Source organism: Haloplanus sp. HW8-1, assembly GCF_023703795.1.
Taxonomy (GTDB): Archaea; Halobacteriota; Halobacteria; order Halobacteriales; family Haloferacaceae; genus Haloplanus; species Haloplanus pelagicus.
In genome coordinates, this window is sequence record NZ_CP098519.1 from 105,081 (window position 1) to 124,451 (window position 19,371).

The 19,371-nt window shown below is 50.7% G+C and carries 15 protein-coding genes; 11 read left to right on the forward strand and 4 right to left on the reverse strand.

Features of this window, described 5'->3' with window-relative positions; genetic code table 11:
• Positions 1-11: 11 nt before the first annotated feature.
• The 4 genes from NBT82_RS18905 to NBT82_RS18920 form a co-directional block, all read right to left on the reverse strand.
• Positions 12-194: a ribbon-helix-helix domain-containing protein gene (locus NBT82_RS18905; RefSeq protein WP_251331418.1), complete on the reverse strand. Its 183-nt coding sequence runs from the start codon at positions 192-194 to the stop codon at positions 12-14.
• Positions 195-303: 109 nt separating this feature from the next.
• Positions 304-993: a 7-cyano-7-deazaguanine synthase QueC gene (gene queC / locus NBT82_RS18910; protein ID WP_251331419.1), complete on the reverse strand. Its 690-nt coding sequence runs from the start codon at positions 991-993 to the stop codon at positions 304-306.
• Positions 994-1,087: 94 nt separating this feature from the next.
• A complete protein-coding gene (locus NBT82_RS18915; RefSeq protein WP_251331420.1) occupies positions 1,088-1,864 on the reverse strand; it encodes a 7-carboxy-7-deazaguanine synthase QueE in 777 nt (258 codons plus the stop codon).
• Complete coding sequence (locus NBT82_RS18920) at positions 1,864-2,325, reverse strand: 6-pyruvoyl trahydropterin synthase family protein (RefSeq protein ID WP_251331421.1); 462 nt, start codon at positions 2,323-2,325, stop codon at positions 1,864-1,866. Before NBT82_RS18920 ends, NBT82_RS18915 begins: the two co-directional genes overlap by 1 nt.
• A gap of 239 nt (positions 2,326-2,564) precedes the next feature.
• Here NBT82_RS18920 and NBT82_RS18925 point away from each other — a divergent pair, with 239 nt between their 5' ends.
• From NBT82_RS18925 to NBT82_RS18975, 11 genes are all read left to right on the forward strand, one after another.
• Complete coding sequence (locus NBT82_RS18925) at positions 2,565-2,936, forward strand: hypothetical protein (protein WP_251331422.1); 372 nt, start codon at positions 2,565-2,567, stop codon at positions 2,934-2,936.
• Between the two features lie 436 nt (positions 2,937-3,372).
• Entirely contained in the window at positions 3,373-4,353 is a 981-nt protein-coding gene (locus NBT82_RS18930) for a tRNA guanosine transglycosylase family protein (protein WP_251331423.1), read from the forward strand.
• A 47-nt stretch (positions 4,354-4,400) separates the two neighbouring features.
• Positions 4,401-5,249, forward strand: coding sequence for a hypothetical protein (locus NBT82_RS18935; RefSeq protein ID WP_251331424.1), 849 nt, complete (start codon positions 4,401-4,403; stop codon positions 5,247-5,249).
• The gene (locus NBT82_RS18940; RefSeq protein ID WP_251331425.1) at positions 5,236-5,652 is read left to right on the forward strand and encodes a P-loop NTPase family protein; all 417 of its coding nucleotides are present in this window, start codon (positions 5,236-5,238) and stop codon (positions 5,650-5,652) included. Before NBT82_RS18935 ends, NBT82_RS18940 begins: the two co-directional genes overlap by 14 nt.
• Before the next feature lie 87 nt (positions 5,653-5,739).
• Positions 5,740-9,831, forward strand: a complete 4,092-nt coding sequence (locus tag NBT82_RS18945) for a BREX system ATP-binding domain-containing protein (protein ID WP_251331426.1) — start codon at positions 5,740-5,742, stop codon at positions 9,829-9,831.
• A gap of 38 nt (positions 9,832-9,869) precedes the next feature.
• Positions 9,870-11,012, forward strand: a complete 1,143-nt coding sequence (locus tag NBT82_RS18950) for a hypothetical protein (protein ID WP_251331427.1) — start codon at positions 9,870-9,872, stop codon at positions 11,010-11,012.
• On the forward strand, positions 11,009-12,178 hold the full coding sequence (locus tag NBT82_RS18955) for an ATP-binding protein (RefSeq protein WP_251331428.1): 1,170 nt from the start codon (positions 11,009-11,011) through the stop codon (positions 12,176-12,178). Before NBT82_RS18950 ends, NBT82_RS18955 begins: the two co-directional genes overlap by 4 nt.
• A 35-nt stretch (positions 12,179-12,213) precedes the next feature.
• Positions 12,214-12,711, forward strand: a complete 498-nt coding sequence (locus NBT82_RS18960; protein WP_251331429.1) for a GNAT family N-acetyltransferase — start codon at positions 12,214-12,216, stop codon at positions 12,709-12,711.
• Positions 12,712-12,745: 34 nt separating this feature from the next.
• Complete coding sequence (locus NBT82_RS18965) at positions 12,746-13,144, forward strand: hypothetical protein (protein WP_251331430.1); 399 nt, start codon at positions 12,746-12,748, stop codon at positions 13,142-13,144.
• Between the two features lie 572 nt (positions 13,145-13,716).
• A complete protein-coding gene (locus NBT82_RS18970) occupies positions 13,717-16,302 on the forward strand; it encodes a PD-(D/E)XK nuclease family protein (RefSeq protein ID WP_251331431.1) in 2,586 nt (861 codons plus the stop codon).
• The gene (locus tag NBT82_RS18975) at positions 16,299-19,148 is read left to right on the forward strand and encodes a UvrD-helicase domain-containing protein (protein ID WP_251331432.1); all 2,850 of its coding nucleotides are present in this window, start codon (positions 16,299-16,301) and stop codon (positions 19,146-19,148) included. The genes NBT82_RS18970 and NBT82_RS18975 overlap by 4 nt, the downstream gene beginning before the upstream one ends.
• Positions 19,149-19,371: the final 223 nt, after the last annotated feature.

Here is a 19,371-nt window from a genome sequence, read left to right on the forward strand (position 1 = left end):
GGTTAAAGTGACTACTCTACTTCATCAGTTTCGGCCCGTCCGTGCCGTCTATCTATCTCATCAAACATATCGAGTGTCTTTCGGATTGATGCCCGAACCGCATCGCTTCGATTGACGAATTTTCCCTCGTCACCGACGTGTTCATCGAGGTCATCAAGCAGTTCTTGGGGGATCTCGACGCTGACCTTCGGCATACCCTATAATCGCAGAGGAATCTCTTCAGAATGTCGCACAGTACAACGGTTCCCTTCACACCTAGGATGACCCACAGTAGATAGCGAACCAAGCGTGCTGATTAATAAACTACGAGAACTCCGGCCGTTCCGCGTACGCAATCGGATCGCGTGACTCGGCATTCCGGAATGCTTCGAGTCGGAACGCACACGCATCACACGTTCCGCACGCCGGTTCCTCATCCCGGTAACACGACCACGTCATGTCGTATGGCACACCGAGCTCCAACCCCCGCTCGGCGATCTCCGTTTTCGACCATTCGACGAACGGCGCTTTCAACTCGATCTGTGTCTCCGGTTTTGTCCCGACATCGATCACGTTCTGAAAAGCGTCGAAAAACGCCGGGCGACAGTCAGGGTATCCGGAGAAATCCTCCGAATGTGCGCCGATAAACAGCGCCTCTGAATCAGTCGCCTCCGCGTACGACGTCGCCATCGACAACAAATTCGCATTCCGGAAGGGGACGTACGATGTCGGAATGTCGTCACTCTCAAGATCTGCGTCGGCCACGTCCATCTCCTCGTCGGTCAAACTCGACGCACCGATCTGGGAGAGATGTCCCGTTTCGATATGGAGGAAGTCAGCCGCATCAACTTCCTCCGCGAGCGCTTTCGCACACTCGTACTCCTTGTCTTCGGTGCGCTGACCGTACGACGTATGGAGGAAGTACGGCTCGTAGCCCTGCACGATCGCCTCGTAGACAGCCGTCGCACTATCCATCCCACCAGACACCAGAATCACCGCGCTTTTGTTGCTCATATCTGCTTGGTTGCGTCGAATCGATTATCGCTCTGTTCACCACACCGCACTCGCGGCACCGTGCTCTTCTGACCGGCCTCTAAGGATAACGTGCTCATGTCCCCGGTGCGTCGTTCCATAGGTCCACGTGGAGTCGCGGCGTGTACCGGTAGCCGTACTCCATCGCCAGCTCGGCGACCTCGCTTCGCGTCCCGTCGAGTTGCTCGCGCGTCATGCCCTCCGGCATCAACAACACGTCATCATCGGCGACAGTCGTCGCCGTCGCTTTTTGTACTCGGTCAACCAGGTCCGTAATCTCCGGGAGGTCCGTCTCGTCGGTCACGACGAACTTGAGTTGCGTCTCGTACGTATCGACCATCTGGGACAACGCATCCATGTCAATTCGATTCTGTTCGTGTTTCTCCTCCCACTCGCCCTCCCCCTTCGGGTCACGATCGGGTGTTGGCGTGCTGCTCGCCAGCTTCGGGCTGATACTCGCTAAATCGATCGGCGCGTCCCGGTAGATTGTCCCGTTCGTTTCCACCGTCGTGTGATAGCCGTCTGCGGCGAGTCGTTCGAGGAGTTCGACTGACTCCTCATGGATGAGTGGCTCCCCACCTGTGAGGACGACGTGGCCAGCCTGTTCGTGGGACTGTACTTCTTCCACGATCGAGTCGATGTCGCGCCACGCCCCGGTCGGCTCCCACGAGGTATGGTACGAATCACAGAACCAACACCGCAGATTACATCCAGAGGTCCGTACGAAGACGGAGGGGACGCCTGCGAGCGTTCCCTCGCCCTGTAACGAGTAGAACACCTCGTTGATCGGGAGGCCCTCACCAGTCGCGTCAGCGTCTGTTGCGGGCTCTTCGATATCACTAGCAACCGGCATCAGTACGACGCACAGAGCTCCTTGGTCTCGCTCACCGACACCGACACATCCGTCACGGTATCCGGGAACTCATCGAGCATGCGTTGTTCGAGGAGGAGGCTCATCACCTCCGCCGTCGGCGGGTGTTCCAACACCACGAGCGCGTCGCCGTCACCAGACGCCTCGAACGCATCTACAAGCGGGTCGCCCTCCTCAACCAGGAACCGGTGATCCCACGCGTCGATGACGTCCGTGACGTCGCCTTTGTCGACGACCCAGCCCTCCTCGGTGAGTTCACCGGTCACTTCGACAGTGATCTCGTAGTTGTGGCCGTGTGGCCGCGAACACTTCCCGTCGTGATGTAGGATTCGATGACCCGAACTGATCCGGATTGGATTGTCGCCTCCGATTTTGAGTGTCCGCTGGCCTGCCTCGACCAAGTTTTCAGCCGTAGAATCATCTTGTGATATGCTTTGAGACATACTCGAAGATTACCAATCGCAGATATAAATATTAGGATCCAGCTTAATTATCGAGTACGGGCCTGTTCACTAGTTTTGGATTATGAACACTTATTCACAAAGTATGGCACCTTTCACACGGATTTTCGCCGGATTGGTGAGAGACACTTTTCCGCCAAATGTTGAGGAGCTCTCGACCGATCAAGAAGATGAACAACACCATCCAAGATTACAAATATACACTACGATAAGAATAGACAATGAGTAAACGAGAAGATCAACGAGAGAGTAGCTTGTCCTTGAGTGAAATAGACTCCACGCGAGCCCCTGATGAAAAGCAAATGGACGGCAAATCTGGAGAGATGCTGTATCAGCTCAAATTTCACAAAAGGCAGGGAGCAACCACCGAGGTGGGAAAAGTAACTGAAATCGGATCGTTAGAGGATTCGCCTCCCGTTGATCTTCAGGCACTTCAGACAGATACCTATACTCACTATGCTATCTTCCGTTTGAAAGATCGATCAACGACACTGATTGTACAAGACGAATCTGGAAATACGCACAAAGCGCTTTCACTTGGCAAAGATACTGTGAAAGTACCTTACAAAGTGAGTATTACCATCCAATCTTAGTAACAGTTCCCAGCTGATAGACCCCAAAGTGGTCTTGCTACTTCCAGTCTCTGAGAAGTAATGCTCCGTTCGCTGAGCAGGTTGTGGCTCATTGTAGTATCGCAAAATTTTCGCGTATATTGTTAGCTACACTAGAATAAATGAAATAGTCTCGTGAAATCACAAACATAGATCACAAACATTCCACTCTATATTCGAACGTAGCATCGGTTACTCACCTTCTGTGGATTCAACGGAACAAGAATCGGGATAATAGTAATGTTATCATAATATATCTGTGCTTACACTCACTGTATTGAAGACACAAATGATATGACGAGTGAGGTAGGGTATCTGAGTAAGTAGCTTCATGCGACGATACCAATTCGATGACGTCGGCGAGATAGAATTCGTGGCGTCTGTCGCGCAAATCAATCGTTCTCAGCTTATCGATATCGTGGAGGACCTCGAGGAATACAACCTTGTAGAGTATGCTCTTGGTCGGATGATGTTTTGTCCGCTTACCTCCTCAGAGATTGCGGTTGATTATCTTGAATCGCTTTCATCGTCCTACGATCTCACATTCGCTTGTGATTCGGGAGGGTATGAGTCTCAAGTCAACGATGAATATACGATGAAAGACATCTATACATTTGATCGAGAATACTACTTGTCGACAGACTGGCCTGACGAATTAGTTCTGCCCGACCAAGTGCCCGTAGAAGGAGACGACGAGGCAACGATAGAGCAGAAGGTCCAGGACACAATCTCTCTCTCTCGAATGCTCTATAATGAACTACCAAGCGACAAGCAAGAGCGCGCAGTGCCAGTAATCCAGGGGCATACTAAACAACAAATCGTTGAGTGTCTCGATGTTTATAGGAAGTTTGACAAAATAAATAAAATTGGGTTTGGGAGCTTTGGTACCGGAGGAGTAAATGGGGGTGTGAATTATTTGAATGAGGAGAATCTCGAACTACTACAATTCGTTGTGAAAGAGGCTCGGAAGTATGATCTAGACGTCCATGCATTCGGAATTGGCGGGCCAACTTCAATTCCTATCCTATATCAGTGTGGTGTTGATACGTTCGATTCGACTGGCTGGATACGATCTGGGGGTTATGGAAATATCTTTTTCCCATTTAAAAGTCGGCTTAATGTTACGCACCTTCGCAATCGGTCCGGTCCTACAGTCTTCCGAGAGGAATTGAGGGAAATAAAAGAGGAGACCGGACATGAATGTCCGTACTGTCGGTCATTCGAATCCCTGCAAAACAGTCGTCAACATCGAATTTTACATAATCTTATTGTCATGCGTGAGATGACAGACATGATCCTAGAATATTCGCTCGAAGAACTCATCGAGATGATGAATCCTAACTCAAAGTATACCGGCTACCTAAAGAAATTTACATCAACCGAGTCGGTCCGGAACTGATTATCTAGAGGTAGATATTTGTTTGAGGTGTCTAATTGAATGACGAGATGAGTCATTACACTTCAAAATTCCATATTAGTGACCCTGGCCCACAGGAGTTGTATGAATATTTGGATACTGTGGAGGCAACATCGCCATCATCGAATCCAGAACTTCTTGAATCGGCCAGAGACCTTGGCCACTCAATCGGGAGCAAGGAGAAATCTACAGAAGGTTCGGTGCTTGGCCGGCTCGGGATTGTAGATCCCACCGATCAATTTCAGTTTACTGAACTCGGTGACTCCCTGGTCGATATCATGTATAGGGATCGGAACCTGTTTAATACGGTACTTCATTTTCTTTATTACTCTGCTTTTGAGAGATACCCAGACAGATATGTATTTATGTCGTATACATACAGAGAGATGACCAACTATCTCTATGATAATTCCCCGTTTAGCACTTTTCGGGGAGAGCGTGGAACAATTGTTGGTGAAGTCACCGAATTAGCAGAACAGAGTCCAGATGTCGACGTTTCCAAGACACGAAGCGGCGTGTCACTTAGTACAAAGAGTTTCAATAATTATCTGCAGTATCTTGCGGAACTATCCCCCGAGGTGCTAGTGGAGGATGACTCTGGGAGTCCCGGATTCGAGCGACGTGCGTTCTGCCCTCCGGAACTTATGATCTTGGCCGTGGATCATATCTATAAGCAAAACGAGACAGATTATGAGACGCTCCTCAGAGTGACAGATGATACCAAAGTTCGAATTCAACAGATGTGCCTCCTCTCTGATGATGGGTTCGATGAGGTAACCGAGTACGCTGAACAGGCGTATCCATTCTTCTCAAAGAAACATGACTTTGGTCTCAACCTTCGATTAGACCGAGAAGTAACTCTTGATGACCTCCAATAGCATGTCGTCACCTGTTGCAGAACTACTACAGAAATCTAATGAGGCAAAGCGGCGACTACAAGATGACCTCCTGACCGACGATCAGATCGCAGTACGCTCGAAACTTTTGGAATTTGCTGATCAGGACGGCGGTCATTACAACTTGTATGGAGCAAGAGGTGTTGGCAAGACCACGCTGGCTAAATATATGATGGTTCATCAGAACGGGTGGGGATACGCTCCATGGCTACCCGTGAAAAATGCCTCAACACGAGTCCTCTTCGTCGATAATGTACCGGCAACCAGGACAGCGTCACGCAGAGCGCGTGAAATTATTGGATTTGACACTCCAGACACGGTGATTTCAGTTTCGCGCAAACCGGTTCCGGAAACAAAAGCGCGTGTTACACTCTCTGACAACTGATACTTACAGGAGATATTCCCCTTCTCTACTCTCTGTCGATCATCCAATAATTTATTAACAGAGAAGTGCCAGAAGGGTATAGTTACTATGGGACAGGCGAATGCGCAAAATATCGAGTCCTCTCTTCGAGAACTCAATGACACGCTGAACAAAGATGAGGGGATTGTCAATACATCAAGCGCTCACCGATTTTTAGACCAGCCGAGCGATATCGAGACCGAATACATTGAGTACGCTCGGACTCACCTGATCCAGCCAGACATTCAACGGTTTATCGATTCGTTGACTGGAGCCCTCGAAGATGAAGATCTGAATAAATCTGTTCCTGGATACATTGTGGGCCCCTACGGGTTTGGGAAGACCAGTACAACGGGAAAAGTTTGGTACCTTCTTGACCAGGAAGACAACTACATTACTACCCCTCCGATCTATTTCGATGAACTACAGTCAATTGTCGACGCCGTGTACGGATGGATGCGGTTCCGCTTGAGGGACCGAGAAGAGCATCTAGAAACCCTCGAACAGCGGTACCAGGCCAAAGTGACCAGTAACGTCGAAGATATTGTTGACCAAACTGGATTCGATGACAAAGATCAAACCCGGGAAGAGTTCGAGCGACTAATCGAGTCGGGATCGATTGATATCGAATTCTCGGTCCAACACGTTCTGGATTTCCTTTCTGAATGTAATCAGATCGCAAAAGACGCTGGGTACAAAGGCCTCGTCGTTATTGCCGACGAACTTCAGCAGTTCATATCCAGTCACTCGTCTGACAAAGAAGCATACTCTAAGCTACGTGATATTGCAAAAAGCACAGCCCTCGGCCTGAACGAAGGCGACGGCTTGGGTCTTCTGTTCACCATGGACGATGGTCTCCACGGAGACCTGGACGTGAATGCAGACGATGTTCTTGCGCGGTTAGCAGAACAGAACGTTCAACTCAACTTAGCGAATGTTTACAACCGAGATTTCCCGACTAAGCTGTGGGAAAGTCTGGCTGAAACTTACGGTTTCAAGGACAGACGCTACGAAGTAATTACCGAGGATACGCTAGACGCAATTGGTCAGATCTGTGAACGTGGACCTCCTCTTTCAAACGGCCCTCGTTCAGTTGTGGACATTCTCACGATCGCTATCGAGCACTACCTCTCTGAGTCGGAGGCGTTTGATGCTCTTGACCTCGCCAATGCGTACTATAATGGCGTTGTCCGATTCAAAGGAGACCACATCAAAACCGCAATCACAGAGGCGATTAATTCTGATCAAATAAGTACCCCCGATCGTGAGAATTTCATCAAGCTGTGTGGGGTATTCCCTCGAGGAGTCTCAGATGACCTACTGAAGCAGTATGGGGTTCACGAGGCGAAAGAACAGGTCAAAGGAGAACTTCACGGACAGCTCATCATCACACACGAGGAAGGGCGCACGCTCAAACGTCTTGAGCGGGAAGGAGAGGATCGTGGGATCAAAGACGAACTGTTCACACAGTTCTATCGGGATTATGACACCACAGACATCTACGATTCGAACGCTTCTGAGACGTTCCGAGAATTTGTTGTTTCGGAAGAACTCTTCCCCGCTGTTCGAGGAAAGAGTCTGAGCAGCTGGGTTACCGAACACGCCTTTGAACCCGAAACTGGAGGAGTGTACGCGGCAGTCTTTCGTGGGTCATTCAACGGGCAAGAGTACCCTGAGCGGCTTATTGAAATCCGAATGGGCACGGATGCTACATCAGTTAAATCGCCCGATGAAGGCACAGATACTGACCTCACGATTGGCTTTGCCGTTAACATGGAGAAGCAGACTGAAGTCACCCCTCACATCGAACGGGTATCTACTGACGAGGTTCTTCTACATCTAGACTTAGCTGATTCTTTCGACAGCCTCCCGAGCAATATCGTTATGTTGGAAGATTACATGAGTCCGGAAGATGTCAGCCCCCATCTGCTGCTCTCCTTACATCACTTCATGCGTAATTGGGAGGAGAACCAAACAGTCAATCCCAACCAGGAGACACAGTTGGAATATATCCGTGACCAGTTAGTCACGCAAAGCATTCAGAAGGCGTTTGGCCCTCCCCTGAATGGGGACGACTTCCTCGATGAATCAGGGAGTAGTCGCCGGACCGTTGATCCGTCAAAGGTCGTCGAGAAAATCTTCAACCGTGTAATCGAAGAGGTCTATCCTGATTATAAAACTCTCTTCATCTCGGACAATTACCAGACCTTCTTAGATGACTATGAATCTCTCCTAGTAGGAAACGATCCGAATATCCGGATCTCACAAAAGCGGGGTAATACCCCAATTGAAGGGACAAAAAGCGATATTTCCAACGCGATCGGGGTATCTAGTAACTCGACAGCAAAAACACGTCTTGATAAACAATTTGAAGATCTCGTTGACACTGAAGTCTGGCAGGGCAAGGATGCCAGGGTTCGATTGACCCTTCATCCCCTTGAGGAACTTCTTAAAGACCATATCGAGGAGCAAGAGAAGGAAACTGTCGCCGTCAGTGAGTTATATGATGTAGCCGGGGAGAAAGGGTACCGGCAGGAAGAAGTTGACTGGGCAGTCCGCCTCCTTGTTGGTCGAGATTTCATCAAGCATGATCAAAACGATGAAACGGTCGAACTGAGCGACATTGCTATCGACATCGACCAAGTCAAATCTCGGCTGGAATCACTCCGAAACACGGCTGCGGAGCTCAACGAAATCTCGAACGAGTGGAGTGAGTATGACTCGATCACTAATGAGTTGAATCGCCTTGAGGAGGAACTCAGCGGAACGACGAATGACGACATTGAGATACTCGATGATCTTAACGCCGAGCTAGAAGAGGTAGATTCGCAGATCTCGACGCAGATCAAGGCCACAAGTGCGACCCTTCGTGAACGTGCCCGAGGAACAATAGACAGACTCAAAGGACTTTCATCCAGCAACAAGCCTCGCGATCTGAAAAAGACTGTCGAGAAGTCTAATGTTCCGTTCGGCCTCCATATCAAAGACATCGAGACTGAACTATCATCCAACTTTACAAAAGCAACTACAGAGGCCGACTCTGCCCGCTCAGATCTTGATACAGATCTCGAGATTGCATCTGGCACGGCAGCTCTGAGTGAGATTAATACTCTACAGGACTCAATTGAGGAGGCGAAAGAAATCGCTGAGCAGGTTGATGAAGAATTAGAGGATATCAAAGAGGACGCGGCTGACTACGCGGATTGGTGTCGACTTGCAAATGACATGGACGCTGCTCGTTCGGATATTGTTCAGTATGCAAATACTCATCCTGACAACAGTGCCGCGATGTCAATCAGGGATGAGCTTACCGCTCTGATGAGTGAGATTCAGACTGAGTTCCAGAAGGGCAGTGACCACGATGACTTCCCTCAGGCACTGCGGAATGCCGAAATGTATCGGCAGCAGTTCGAAGACCTCAAAGACCAATTCGAGGAGATAACTCAGGGGGACGAAGAGAACTTCAATTACCGGAAGAATGTGCTTGAGAACACGCTGAAGATTGGTACTTCCGGCCACCCAAGTATCAGACAAAACTTGAGTCCTAACAATGCTGAGAAGTCACGTAATGACCTCAAGCATGAGTTCCGCCGCCAGCTGGTTGAGAACAGCGATGGAATCGAAGATGTAAAGTCCGATATCAAATCGATTGAGACCAGCATTGAGTATGCTGAGTTGTTGAATCAGGTTCCGGATGAAGCTGACCCGACTCCGGCTGATATCCGCGATCAGATAGTCGATTTCGAATCTACTATTGAAGATATCCATCAGGCTGTCAGTCAAATGGATATCACTTCGGCTATCCGACTTCCGACTGAGGGTGGCCGTTCGAACTCGTTCCCCAACACCGATGAGAAATTGAGTCTCTCGATTGACAACCGCGAGGTGAACGTCGGCGAACGAATCGACGAAATCCGAGATTCAATTGAGGCACTCCATCAAGACGTTCGTGAGTGGCGACAGGTTACTGAGACTCCCCCAGAAGATCTTGAATATATTATGGATGAACTGGACTATCGGGATCAGTCTGACTTGGAGAGCGTCCTAATTTCAGTCTCTGAAAAGAAAGGTGACACCGACGTTGCAGAGTTCTTTGCCGATCTGGAAACCTTATTCGAGGGGAACCACATCACGGTCTCGATCAAAAGCGAACATAGGTAACTCCCGTGTCTACCCGCACTATTGAGTCACTGTCTGCCTTGGCTGAAGCGACACGTGACGGACCAGTTGTCGCAAATATCGGAGGGCTCGAGTCTCGAGTACTACAAAACAGGCATGGTATCGATACCCTTGAATCGCTTGAAGAGTTTTACCGCCTCTATGAGTCTCCGACTAATTTGTTTGAAACCGATGTGATCATTCGGGATCAGGGATCTAAGCCGTCCTTTGATAGGTCACTTACGCTCTACAACCCACCTTCGATAGAACAGGTCGAATACACTGGCACCGTGTACGATAGGTCGCTTAATGGACTCATATCAGAAGGGTCGATTTCTTGGGACGATGTGGAGAGCACAACCACTTGTCAATCAGAGGTCGGCGATCTCATCACGGAGGCGGCATCTGATGTTGATGTTATTGCGCTGGTTATTGTTGATGGCCTCTCCTATCAGGATTGGACAGACTCAGGCTATGAGGCAGAGCCAATCTATGTTGATTGCCCAACACGTACAGATTGTGGCTACCCAAATGTCGTCCGTGGGGCATCCAACGGGAAGCATCTCCAATATCGGCTTTTCAACGAGGGATATAAAACCCGGAAGGCGTTCACCTACTGGGAACGTAAGGATAACGACCTTTCTGACGAATTGCACGATGGTTTCTCCAAGAACGACGTAATCGGAAACATCCAGGACTTTGCTGATTCCATCTCATATTTACAGACCCACGATTGGTATCGACCGAAGACCTATCTCCAGTTCACTCTTACCGGTCCTGAACGTGTAGCGCACCGAATGAAGGAGGATCCTGTGATCCAGAGTGAGGTAGACGCAGTTCATCAAAAGTTGTCTGACCTCCGTGAAACAATCAGCAAAGAAACGGACTCATTCCGTATTTTCGCTGTTGCCGACCATGGTATTCTCTGGCGGATGGATACTGACTTTGAGGCACTTGATGAAAAGTGGAAGCAGGGAATTCGTCGGGACTATGAAGACCCTCCAGCCAGCGCATCTGTTCCTGAGTCCGTTGGTGAAACATCCTTCTGGGCTGGTCAGCAATATCTCCGGCTTTATCACCCACACATATTCAATAACCTACGAAGTAACGAACCAGGAGTACACGGTGGCTTTTCGTACCAAGAGTCCATTGTTCCGTTAATTGAATACGAGGATCTGAAATGACACAAGAAATATTCATTGGCGAGGAACGTGATAGCGGCGAGGAAACGCTTATTGACACTTCGAAGGCCCGTGCTCTCTTCGTTTGTGGGAAGCGAGGGACCGGCAAGAGCTATTCGTTGGGAAACGTCATCGAGGAGGTCAACCGAGAGATGCCCGACACAGTTCCCCTTGTTGTTGACCCGATGGGGATTTACTGGACGATGGCCGAACCAAATGACGAACAGCAAGATCTCCTCTGGGATTGGGGAATGCAGCCGACTGGGTTTGACACTACACTCCTCGTTCCGGGCGATCCAACAGAACGTTACGGACCTGAAGTCTACGATGAGATGATGCGCCGCGGTATCGAAATCGAGAGCCTGCGTCTCAATCCTTCTGACATTTCTCCCGATGGGTGGTGTGAACTCTTCGATCTCAATATAAACAAACCGATGGGTATTGCGTTGTACCGAGCTGTCCGTTCGCTAAACGAATCTCAAGACTTCTTTGACCTGGACGAGCTCATCGAAGAAGTTGAATACGACGAAAAAGCAAACGAGCGGACTGTGGACGCTCTTGTCAATCGTCTGGAGATGGCACACGAATGGGGCATCTTTAGTGACTCATATACAGACATCTGGAACAATCTCGATCCTTCTCGGGTTAATATTCTCGACGTGAGTGTTCTCGACCCAGGGAAGTACGGTCTTCGTAATTTGGTCGTCTACGTACTGACAAAAAAAATATTTGATGAGCGATCGAAAGCGCGCCGTCGAGAGGAACTACAGTTGTCCTCTGATATTCCGAAGGTCTGGCTATTCATCGATGAAGCACACAATTTTGCACCGTCCGGGTCGTCCTCGCTTGCGAAGGATATCTTGATTCGATGGATCAAGGAGGGACGTCAGCCGGGGCTGTCGCTCGGCATAGCAACTCAACAGCCAAGTGCTGTATCCTCAGATGTCGTGTCCCAAATGGACTTGATTTTCTGTCACAAAATCACTACTCGCACTGATATTCAGTCGCTGAACGAACTAAGTCAGGAGTACATGGGGAGTCAGCTGAAGACCTATATCAAGAAAATCGATAAAGTTGGTGAAGCAGTCTGCGTCGATGACGAAAGAGAAGTAGTAACGCAGGTTCAAATGCGACCACGTATGAGTCAGCATGGTGGCAGCGGGGCATGACAACAAATATTCAACGATCAAACAATTCTACGGCAGTGCCAACTACAGTCGACCTCCAGATCTCTGACTTCCTTGTCAAATCAATTAGTAAAAGTGAGAGATCGGTATCAGAATTGAATTCTTTTTTTAATTCTAATCAGATCAAATCTGAACTCCATTGGTTCACTCATCGGGACACCCTGGAACGTGCAGCGTCACGGCCTGACCGACGGTTGTTTTATTTTGCACCCCACGATGCGATCATCGGCGGACTCATGATTTGGTGTGAATCGAGAGTGCTTGACCAAACGGAAGCACAAATACGCCTTGTTGCTGTTTCACCAGATTATCGAGGCTATGGAATCGGACAGTACTTAGTGAAAAAGGCTATTGAATTTGCAAAAGAGCATAATAAGGAATCAATAATCGCGGACGTTGCAGCCGAAGCTCCCGCAGTACAATTCTGGGAGGCTATCGGGTTTCACAAAGTTGATTCGTACTTTACAAATGGTGGTCGAGAAATGTATCAGATGGAACGGCACCTGAGTAAGTGAGAGCGTTTATTAGAGGGGACCCATAGATTGTACTATGTCACAGTCCTCTTCCAGTTCTGAACGAAGTTCCTTACTGGACTCTTTTGAAGCCCCGGAGACGTCAGTCGCTCAGGTGTATACGTTTGAAACAGACGAGGTAACAGCACTCTGTCCGTTCGACTTCGGAGGGCCTGATTACTATGAGTTCACTCTAAAATACGTTCCTTCCGAAGACTGTGTCGAGAGCAAGAGCCTGAAAAAGTTCCTTGAATCGTATCGTGATGTTGAGATCACTGCCGAAGGACTTGGTGCCGAGATGTATGAAGAAATCACCGAGACAATATCTCCTAAAAAAATGTACATCCGGCTCGAACAGGCACGGCGAGGTGGGATTGAAGAAACTGTTGAGTTCGGTGATATAGAATTGAAGTCCGCAAGAGAGCAGGTACAATAAAATAAATAAAAGGAAATCATCCCTATATTCGAAGGACTAGTCAACCAAACCGCCTCCGCCCAGACGACCAAGCGCAACTCTTCGAGGTCTAAGTCCTCTTCTGATTCATCAATAAGTTCGAAGGCCCACAAGACCACAGTTTGTCTTCCAAGCAATATAGAGGGGTTGGCAGAAAGTCGCACGGATGGACGGGAAAACTACGTCGCTGAGGATCGTCCTGACAGTCACCGTCAGCGTGTTTTTGAGTCTCAGAGTATTCGAGGTAAAACATCCGAATCACGTAGACCACTTCGCTCATAGACAAGTCTTGAGGGGGTGATCTCTTGAGCTTAAGCATTGCGAGAATCTAGCCCTTTTCGAATTATTCGCAAACCTCCGCTATTTATGTACACCTCGAGTGGGCCAGAACTCGGTCGTATTGGCCCAATCTACGATTCTCAAAGGGCCCAGATTATTAGCAATCACTACTAGTTCGAGGAGCAATCTCGATATGAGAATCCGAGGGCATCGCAGATACGCAGAGTGAATAGTATCTAACAAAGATTTAACCGATACCGCGGACTCCACGTGATGTGCCATTTCCCCGCGCTAAATCATCCCGTCAACTCTACGACGAAGTCAAATCGTATGACCGAGTGATTACCCCAGACGGACCGCTCGCGAGTGCCCTCAACCGCCAGCTTGATCGGTCACACCTCGGTCCGTTTGCTATACCCCCACGTCGCCTTGCGGTCGGTCGCCGGCAAGAATCTGAGGACCGCCTCGCGTTTCTCGGCATGATCGCAAATGAAGATATTTCGTGGAAACGGTGCGCCTACGCAGTCGGGAATATCCTCCAGTGTTGGGAACACCAAGGATCCCACGAGGCTATCTTCGAGTACGACGCATACATCGACGAGGCTACCGAACGAGCTGTTGAGCGAATCGGTGACCTTGAGACGGCCTCGATGAAGCTCACAACCGACACTATCGATTCAGATCTCGATGTGGTCGTTGTCGAGCCGGAGATGCTTACAAAACTCGAACGAGCGTATCTGCCTACTGAGTACGATACGGTCAGTCTCTTTGCCGACACAGAGTTTGAGCTGCCCCCGTTTCGGATCCATGATTCACCGACAGCGATCATCGAAACGGTGGTGAATGCGGTCACCGAAACAAACGCCGAAAACGTCGGGATCGTCCTCGATCAGGAAAGTGAGTACTCGCCGCTTATTGAGTCCGCACTCGAGGCAGCCGACATCCCGTTTTTCGGCGGACCGGGCTTTACTGATCGCAGCGAACACCGCTTGTTTCTTCATTTCCTCCGGACTGCCCACCGTGGAACTGACACTCGGATCAGCGAGATTCGGTCGCTGCTGACAGCTTTTGACTGTGATGTGGCCGACCGTGAGGCAGACAAGCGGCTCCACGAACTCGATGATGAACAATTGTCGTGGCTGATCGACTTCTGTCACGAGATCCAGGAGTACACGTTTTCGGACGCGCTCTCGGTGTTCGAACACCGCACCGACGACGTGCTTGATGCCTTTCGAACGGAGCTTGATGAGCTTGGTATCGCCGACGAGACTGTCACGGAAGCGCGCCTCGACGAACTGTCGTTCTATCTACAGACGTATGAGGTCCCTGTTGACCGGGATAACGAAGGCGTCCTGCTCGCCGACGCAAAGTCAGCATCATACGTCGGTCGTGAGGTTGTCTTCTATCTTGGCCTCGATGACCGGTGGACGCATTCGGCACCGCGTCGTCCGTGGGTTGATCAGGATGCTCAGTTCACGCGGAATCTCAAGAGCTTCCAGTTGCTGTTACAGAGTGGGAGTCAACAACACTATCTCGTTCAGGATGCGACCGGCGGATCACCCGTCACCCCATGTCTGTACTTCGAAGAGCTCCTCGAGCAAGAGTATGATCGCTTCTCAGAGCTGCCGTCTACCACCCATCAACTCCGATCTGAATCACACGATGGGGCTGTATTCAACACAGAGGCAGTTGACGTGTCTTCTGAACCAGTAGAGACGATTAGTAAGTCGAGTCTCAACACCTACGTGAACTCACCCCGAGACTACTACTTCAGCCGGATCGTCGACGGCCCAGAGAAAGACTATCTCACTGAGGGTACCCTACTCCATGACTTTGCGGAGTTCTACGTTACCCATCCAGCGGTCGTCGACGACGCGGCGCTGACAGACGTCGTTGATCTCATGCTTGATGAAGTCCGTCCCCTGATCCGCTCTGTTGATGAACAGACTCGCCGGACGGAGTACCGTCTAAGCCTCGAAACAATCGTCTCGTACCTTGATGACAACCCTCCGACAGACGGAGCGTTCCTTACGCCCTCCAGCAGTACTGAGAACGCTATTGCCGACTACTTCGGGTATGATATCGAGTCGTCGGTAACTGAACGCCGGTTTGTTGATGAGGATCGTGGTATCAACGGAATGATCGACCTTGTCCAGTCGCAAACCGAGCTGCTGGATTACAAAAGCGGGAGCGAGAACGACGCCAATTCGATCGTCCAAGACGCCGCGATCGACGAACTCTCCAACGAACCTGACTTTCAGGCGTTGCTATATCTCACTTACTGGAGCTCACAAACGCCCGCTCAACAGCTTTCGTTCACGTTCTTCTACGTTACTGAACTCGTCGACGACGCCATCGCCGGTGACGTCGATATCGACGACGTGCTGACGACGGTGACGTATTACCCCGGATCTCTCACAGATCACGTCCGAACAGAGGAGTTCTTCGAGTACCTTTGTGAGGAGGGGGCTAACGACTGCCAGAAGACCCTCTCGAAGATCGATTATCAGACGTACGCTGCTCTCTTCGATGCCGCACCACTCGTCGAGACAACTGACAGCGACGAACTCATCGAGTCAGAGTTTGGCCGGACGATGATCGAACGACTTGAGGCGGAGATTAGTGACTTCGTCTATGTAACGACGGGAAGCAAACAGGTCATGCGGGAAATCGCCCGGAAACAGAAGGGTGCGTTTTTTGAACCTGACCTAGATGCGTTTGAGTCGTTTGTTGAAGAGCGGCTAACAGAGCTCAACCGACGTCGCACCGGCGACGAACCGTTTCCCATCGAGGGACTTGCCGGCGAGCCGAATTACCGGCGGGTAGACAATCGGGATTTGCTCTTGGAGGGTGAACAATGAGCAACCTCGAACCGAATCCGGCACAGCGCGAACTCATCAACGCAATCGAGGGGCTGTACCTCGTCGATGCGGGCGCTGGCACTGGGAAGACCTTCACCGTCACCCGCCGATACGCGCATATCGTCGAACAGGATGGGGTAGCTCCGTCCGACGTCCTGTTGGTCACGTTCACGAACAACGCTGCCGAGGAGATGCGCGACCGGATTGTGCAGAACAGCGAGTACGGTATGCGGGAGCTCTCGAACGCCCCAATTCAGACGTTCCACTCGTTAGCACACGATATCCTTGACGAACACGGCCATGATGCTCCGACATATCTCGGCGTGGAGGAGACGATCACCGGATCGACGCGGATCATCGAAGACGACATCATCGAAGAGGCGCTGTTTCGAGAGTTCATCGGCCAGTTCATCGACTCGCACCCTGAGTACAACGAGTTCTTCACAGCGATTTCGGAGACGACAGAGCTGCTCGATCTCATCAAAGAGCTGTCTGCGAAGGGTGTCTTTCCCACCGCAAACGGCTGGTACCGCGACGGTGAGTCACACCTCGACGGTGACGTTGCGGCGTTCGAGACGTTGTTCGCCGATATAAACGAACCTCGAAACGGTGGCAGCAAGCAGTCTAAGCTCCGCAAGAAGCTCAACGACTACGGGGATGAGAAAACCTACCTCCCAGACGCCCCTGAAAAGTGGGAGCTTCGGGGGGACGGCAAGCAGATCCCAGCGGATGTCGCAGAACGCGTCTTTGAGGACGATCGAACGGCACTCAAGCAGTTCGTCCATGACGTGTATCACGCCTATCTTGAGTTTGCGCTTCGACGGAATTACCTGAACTTCGGGTTCCTTCAGCTGTTCGCGTTCGTCCTGCTGTGTGAAGACCACGACCTCCGAGAACGGCTAGGATACGAGTACGTGATGGTCGATGAGTTTCAGGACTCGAGTGAAATCCAGTTCAAGCTGATGCTTCTTCTAGCCGGCACAGATAACATCTGTGTGGTCGGTGACTGGAAACAGAGTATCTACAGCTTCCAATACGCCGATGTCGACAACATCCGTGAGTTCGATGATCGACTCCACCGATTTGTCGATGAACTCAACCGAGACGCAGAGCGAATCGCGTTCTCGCCGACGAAGGCTGCCGGCAAACGGTTGACGCGAAACTATCGGTCGACACAGTCTATCTTGGAGTTCTCCACACATGCGCTGACGGCGCGCGCGACGAAAAGCGAGTCGCTAGATACTGAAGCAATTTCTGAGACAGTCACACCGTTGGAGGCTGATACGGACCGTGATGATAGTCGTATCGAGGCGCTCACGAGCGAAGACGAACACGAGGCGATCCTCGCGAAAATCGACGACATCGTCGATAATGACGACTACGCCGTTGAGGGTGACGACGGCGAGTACCACGCGCCAAAATACGGCGATATCGCCGTATTGACCCGAACTCGCGATTTCGGTCGGGACCTACTCGACACGGCGAACGCGTACGACCTCCCGATGGCGTATGAAGGTGGCATTGAGGTGTTCCGAACGGACGCCGCAAAGCTACTGTTAGCGTGGCTTCGGATCCTCGAACGTGACGCCGATCGCGGCTGGGCGCTCGTCTTAGAGGAGGCTGGGTACACGATCGACGAGGTGAAGGCGATCATCGATCGCGACGCGTACCCTGACGCGATGATTACCTTCCGCGAAGACCTCCAAGAGATGGAGACATTCGGCGGTGTCGCCCGTCGCGTGTTCGATCGATACGACCGGAGCGGCCCAACTGCGGACGTCGTTCTCGACACTATTCAGTCAGTCTATGGGACGACAACGTTCACCCGTGGAGAATTGATTCAGTTCATCGAAGCAGCGATCGAAGATGGCAGTACCCACGAGGTAGACGCTGGTGCGGGGACAAATGCGGTGACTGTTCAGACAATCCATGCGACGAAAGGACTCGAATACCCGATCGTCATCCTCGCGAATATGAACACGAACAAGTTCCCATCGACGGGCGGTAGTGGGAGCGATATTGCGTACACCGATCCGATCGGACTCCGACAGCGAAAGGTGTACTCTGAAGAGGCTCACGATGTTCCACACGTCTACGACAACTGGCAGACAGACGTTCTCAACAAGTGTCTCCCTCCGAACTATGATGAGGAACGCCGACTCCTCTACGTCGCTATTACGCGCGCTGAGAGCCACGTCATTTTGACCGGCGGTGAGGATCCGAATGTGTTCCTCGATGACCTTCCAGTTGACATCGAACCAGTTGATCCAGATCTGTCGACCTTCGACCCGATAGAGGACGAGCATTCACCGTTTACGGTTGATATTCCGGATCCAGATGGGCCGGCACGCTACTCTCCTCATACGTTCATTGACGACGCGGTATTCGAAGGGAACACCGGTGGTCGTGGAATGGAGTTTGGGTCGGAAGTCCACGAATTCGCGGAACAGTATGTTCTCGATAAGGCTGTCGACACCGAGGGCAACCCTGACAAAGAGAATGTGAAGGAATTCTTGGATTCACTTGATGGCGAGAGGAAAGCTGAGATCGACGCGTTTCTTCCGCTGACCGTCGATGACAAGGAGGTGACGATCGGTGGGATCATCGATTTACTCCATATTACGTCTGACCAGATCGATATCATCGACTACAAAACTGACCTCACGACCCACGCCGAAGACGAGTACGAGAAACAGCTCAGTATTTACTACCACGTCGTTGCCGACCAATATCCAGATCGAGAAGTCACTGCCTCAATCTTCTACACCAATGATGGTAACCAGCGCAGGATCACCCATCTCAGCAAATCCGAACTCAAAGACCTGATCCGAACTCACCGTACCTGAAACCATCACGACAATGGGATCGTTGACAGGAGTACGTATCCTGAGTCTTTGAGACCGTTTGGGCCTGTCTGAGCGTCTCGTATCCCCGGTAGTGAGGGGTCACTCCTCCTGATAGTCGTGAATCTCAACGGTGCTAGGACTGTTGGCGTTCTTCCAGCGAACCGACTGCTTCCGGTTCAATCCACAGTGATGGAGAACTCGGTTCCCGAGTGAATTCAATTTT

What these genes read in the sequence shown, in the direction of transcription:
- NBT82_RS18975 (WP_251331432.1), top strand. Translation starts at nt 16,299, where the DNA reads ATGAGCAACCTCGAACCGAATCCGGCACAGCGCGAACTCATCAACGCA.
- NBT82_RS18905 (WP_251331418.1), bottom strand. Translation starts at nt 194, where the DNA reads ATGCCGAAGGTCAGCGTCGAGATCCCCCAAGAACTGCTTGATGACCTC.
- queC (WP_251331419.1), bottom strand. Translation starts at nt 993, where the DNA reads ATGAGCAACAAAAGCGCGGTGATTCTGGTGTCTGGTGGGATGGATAGT.
- NBT82_RS18925 (WP_251331422.1), top strand. Translation starts at nt 2,565, where the DNA reads ATGAGTAAACGAGAAGATCAACGAGAGAGTAGCTTGTCCTTGAGTGAA.
- NBT82_RS18955 (WP_251331428.1), top strand. Translation starts at nt 11,009, where the DNA reads ATGACACAAGAAATATTCATTGGCGAGGAACGTGATAGCGGCGAGGAA.
- NBT82_RS18945 (WP_251331426.1), top strand. Translation starts at nt 5,740, where the DNA reads ATGGGACAGGCGAATGCGCAAAATATCGAGTCCTCTCTTCGAGAACTC.
- NBT82_RS18940 (WP_251331425.1), top strand. Translation starts at nt 5,236, where the DNA reads ATGACCTCCAATAGCATGTCGTCACCTGTTGCAGAACTACTACAGAAA.
- NBT82_RS18920 (WP_251331421.1), bottom strand. Translation starts at nt 2,325, where the DNA reads ATGTCTCAAAGCATATCACAAGATGATTCTACGGCTGAAAACTTGGTC.
- NBT82_RS18965 (WP_251331430.1), top strand. Translation starts at nt 12,746, where the DNA reads ATGTCACAGTCCTCTTCCAGTTCTGAACGAAGTTCCTTACTGGACTCT.
- NBT82_RS18935 (WP_251331424.1), top strand. Translation starts at nt 4,401, where the DNA reads ATGAGTCATTACACTTCAAAATTCCATATTAGTGACCCTGGCCCACAG.
- NBT82_RS18915 (WP_251331420.1), bottom strand. Translation starts at nt 1,864, where the DNA reads ATGCCGGTTGCTAGTGATATCGAAGAGCCCGCAACAGACGCTGACGCG.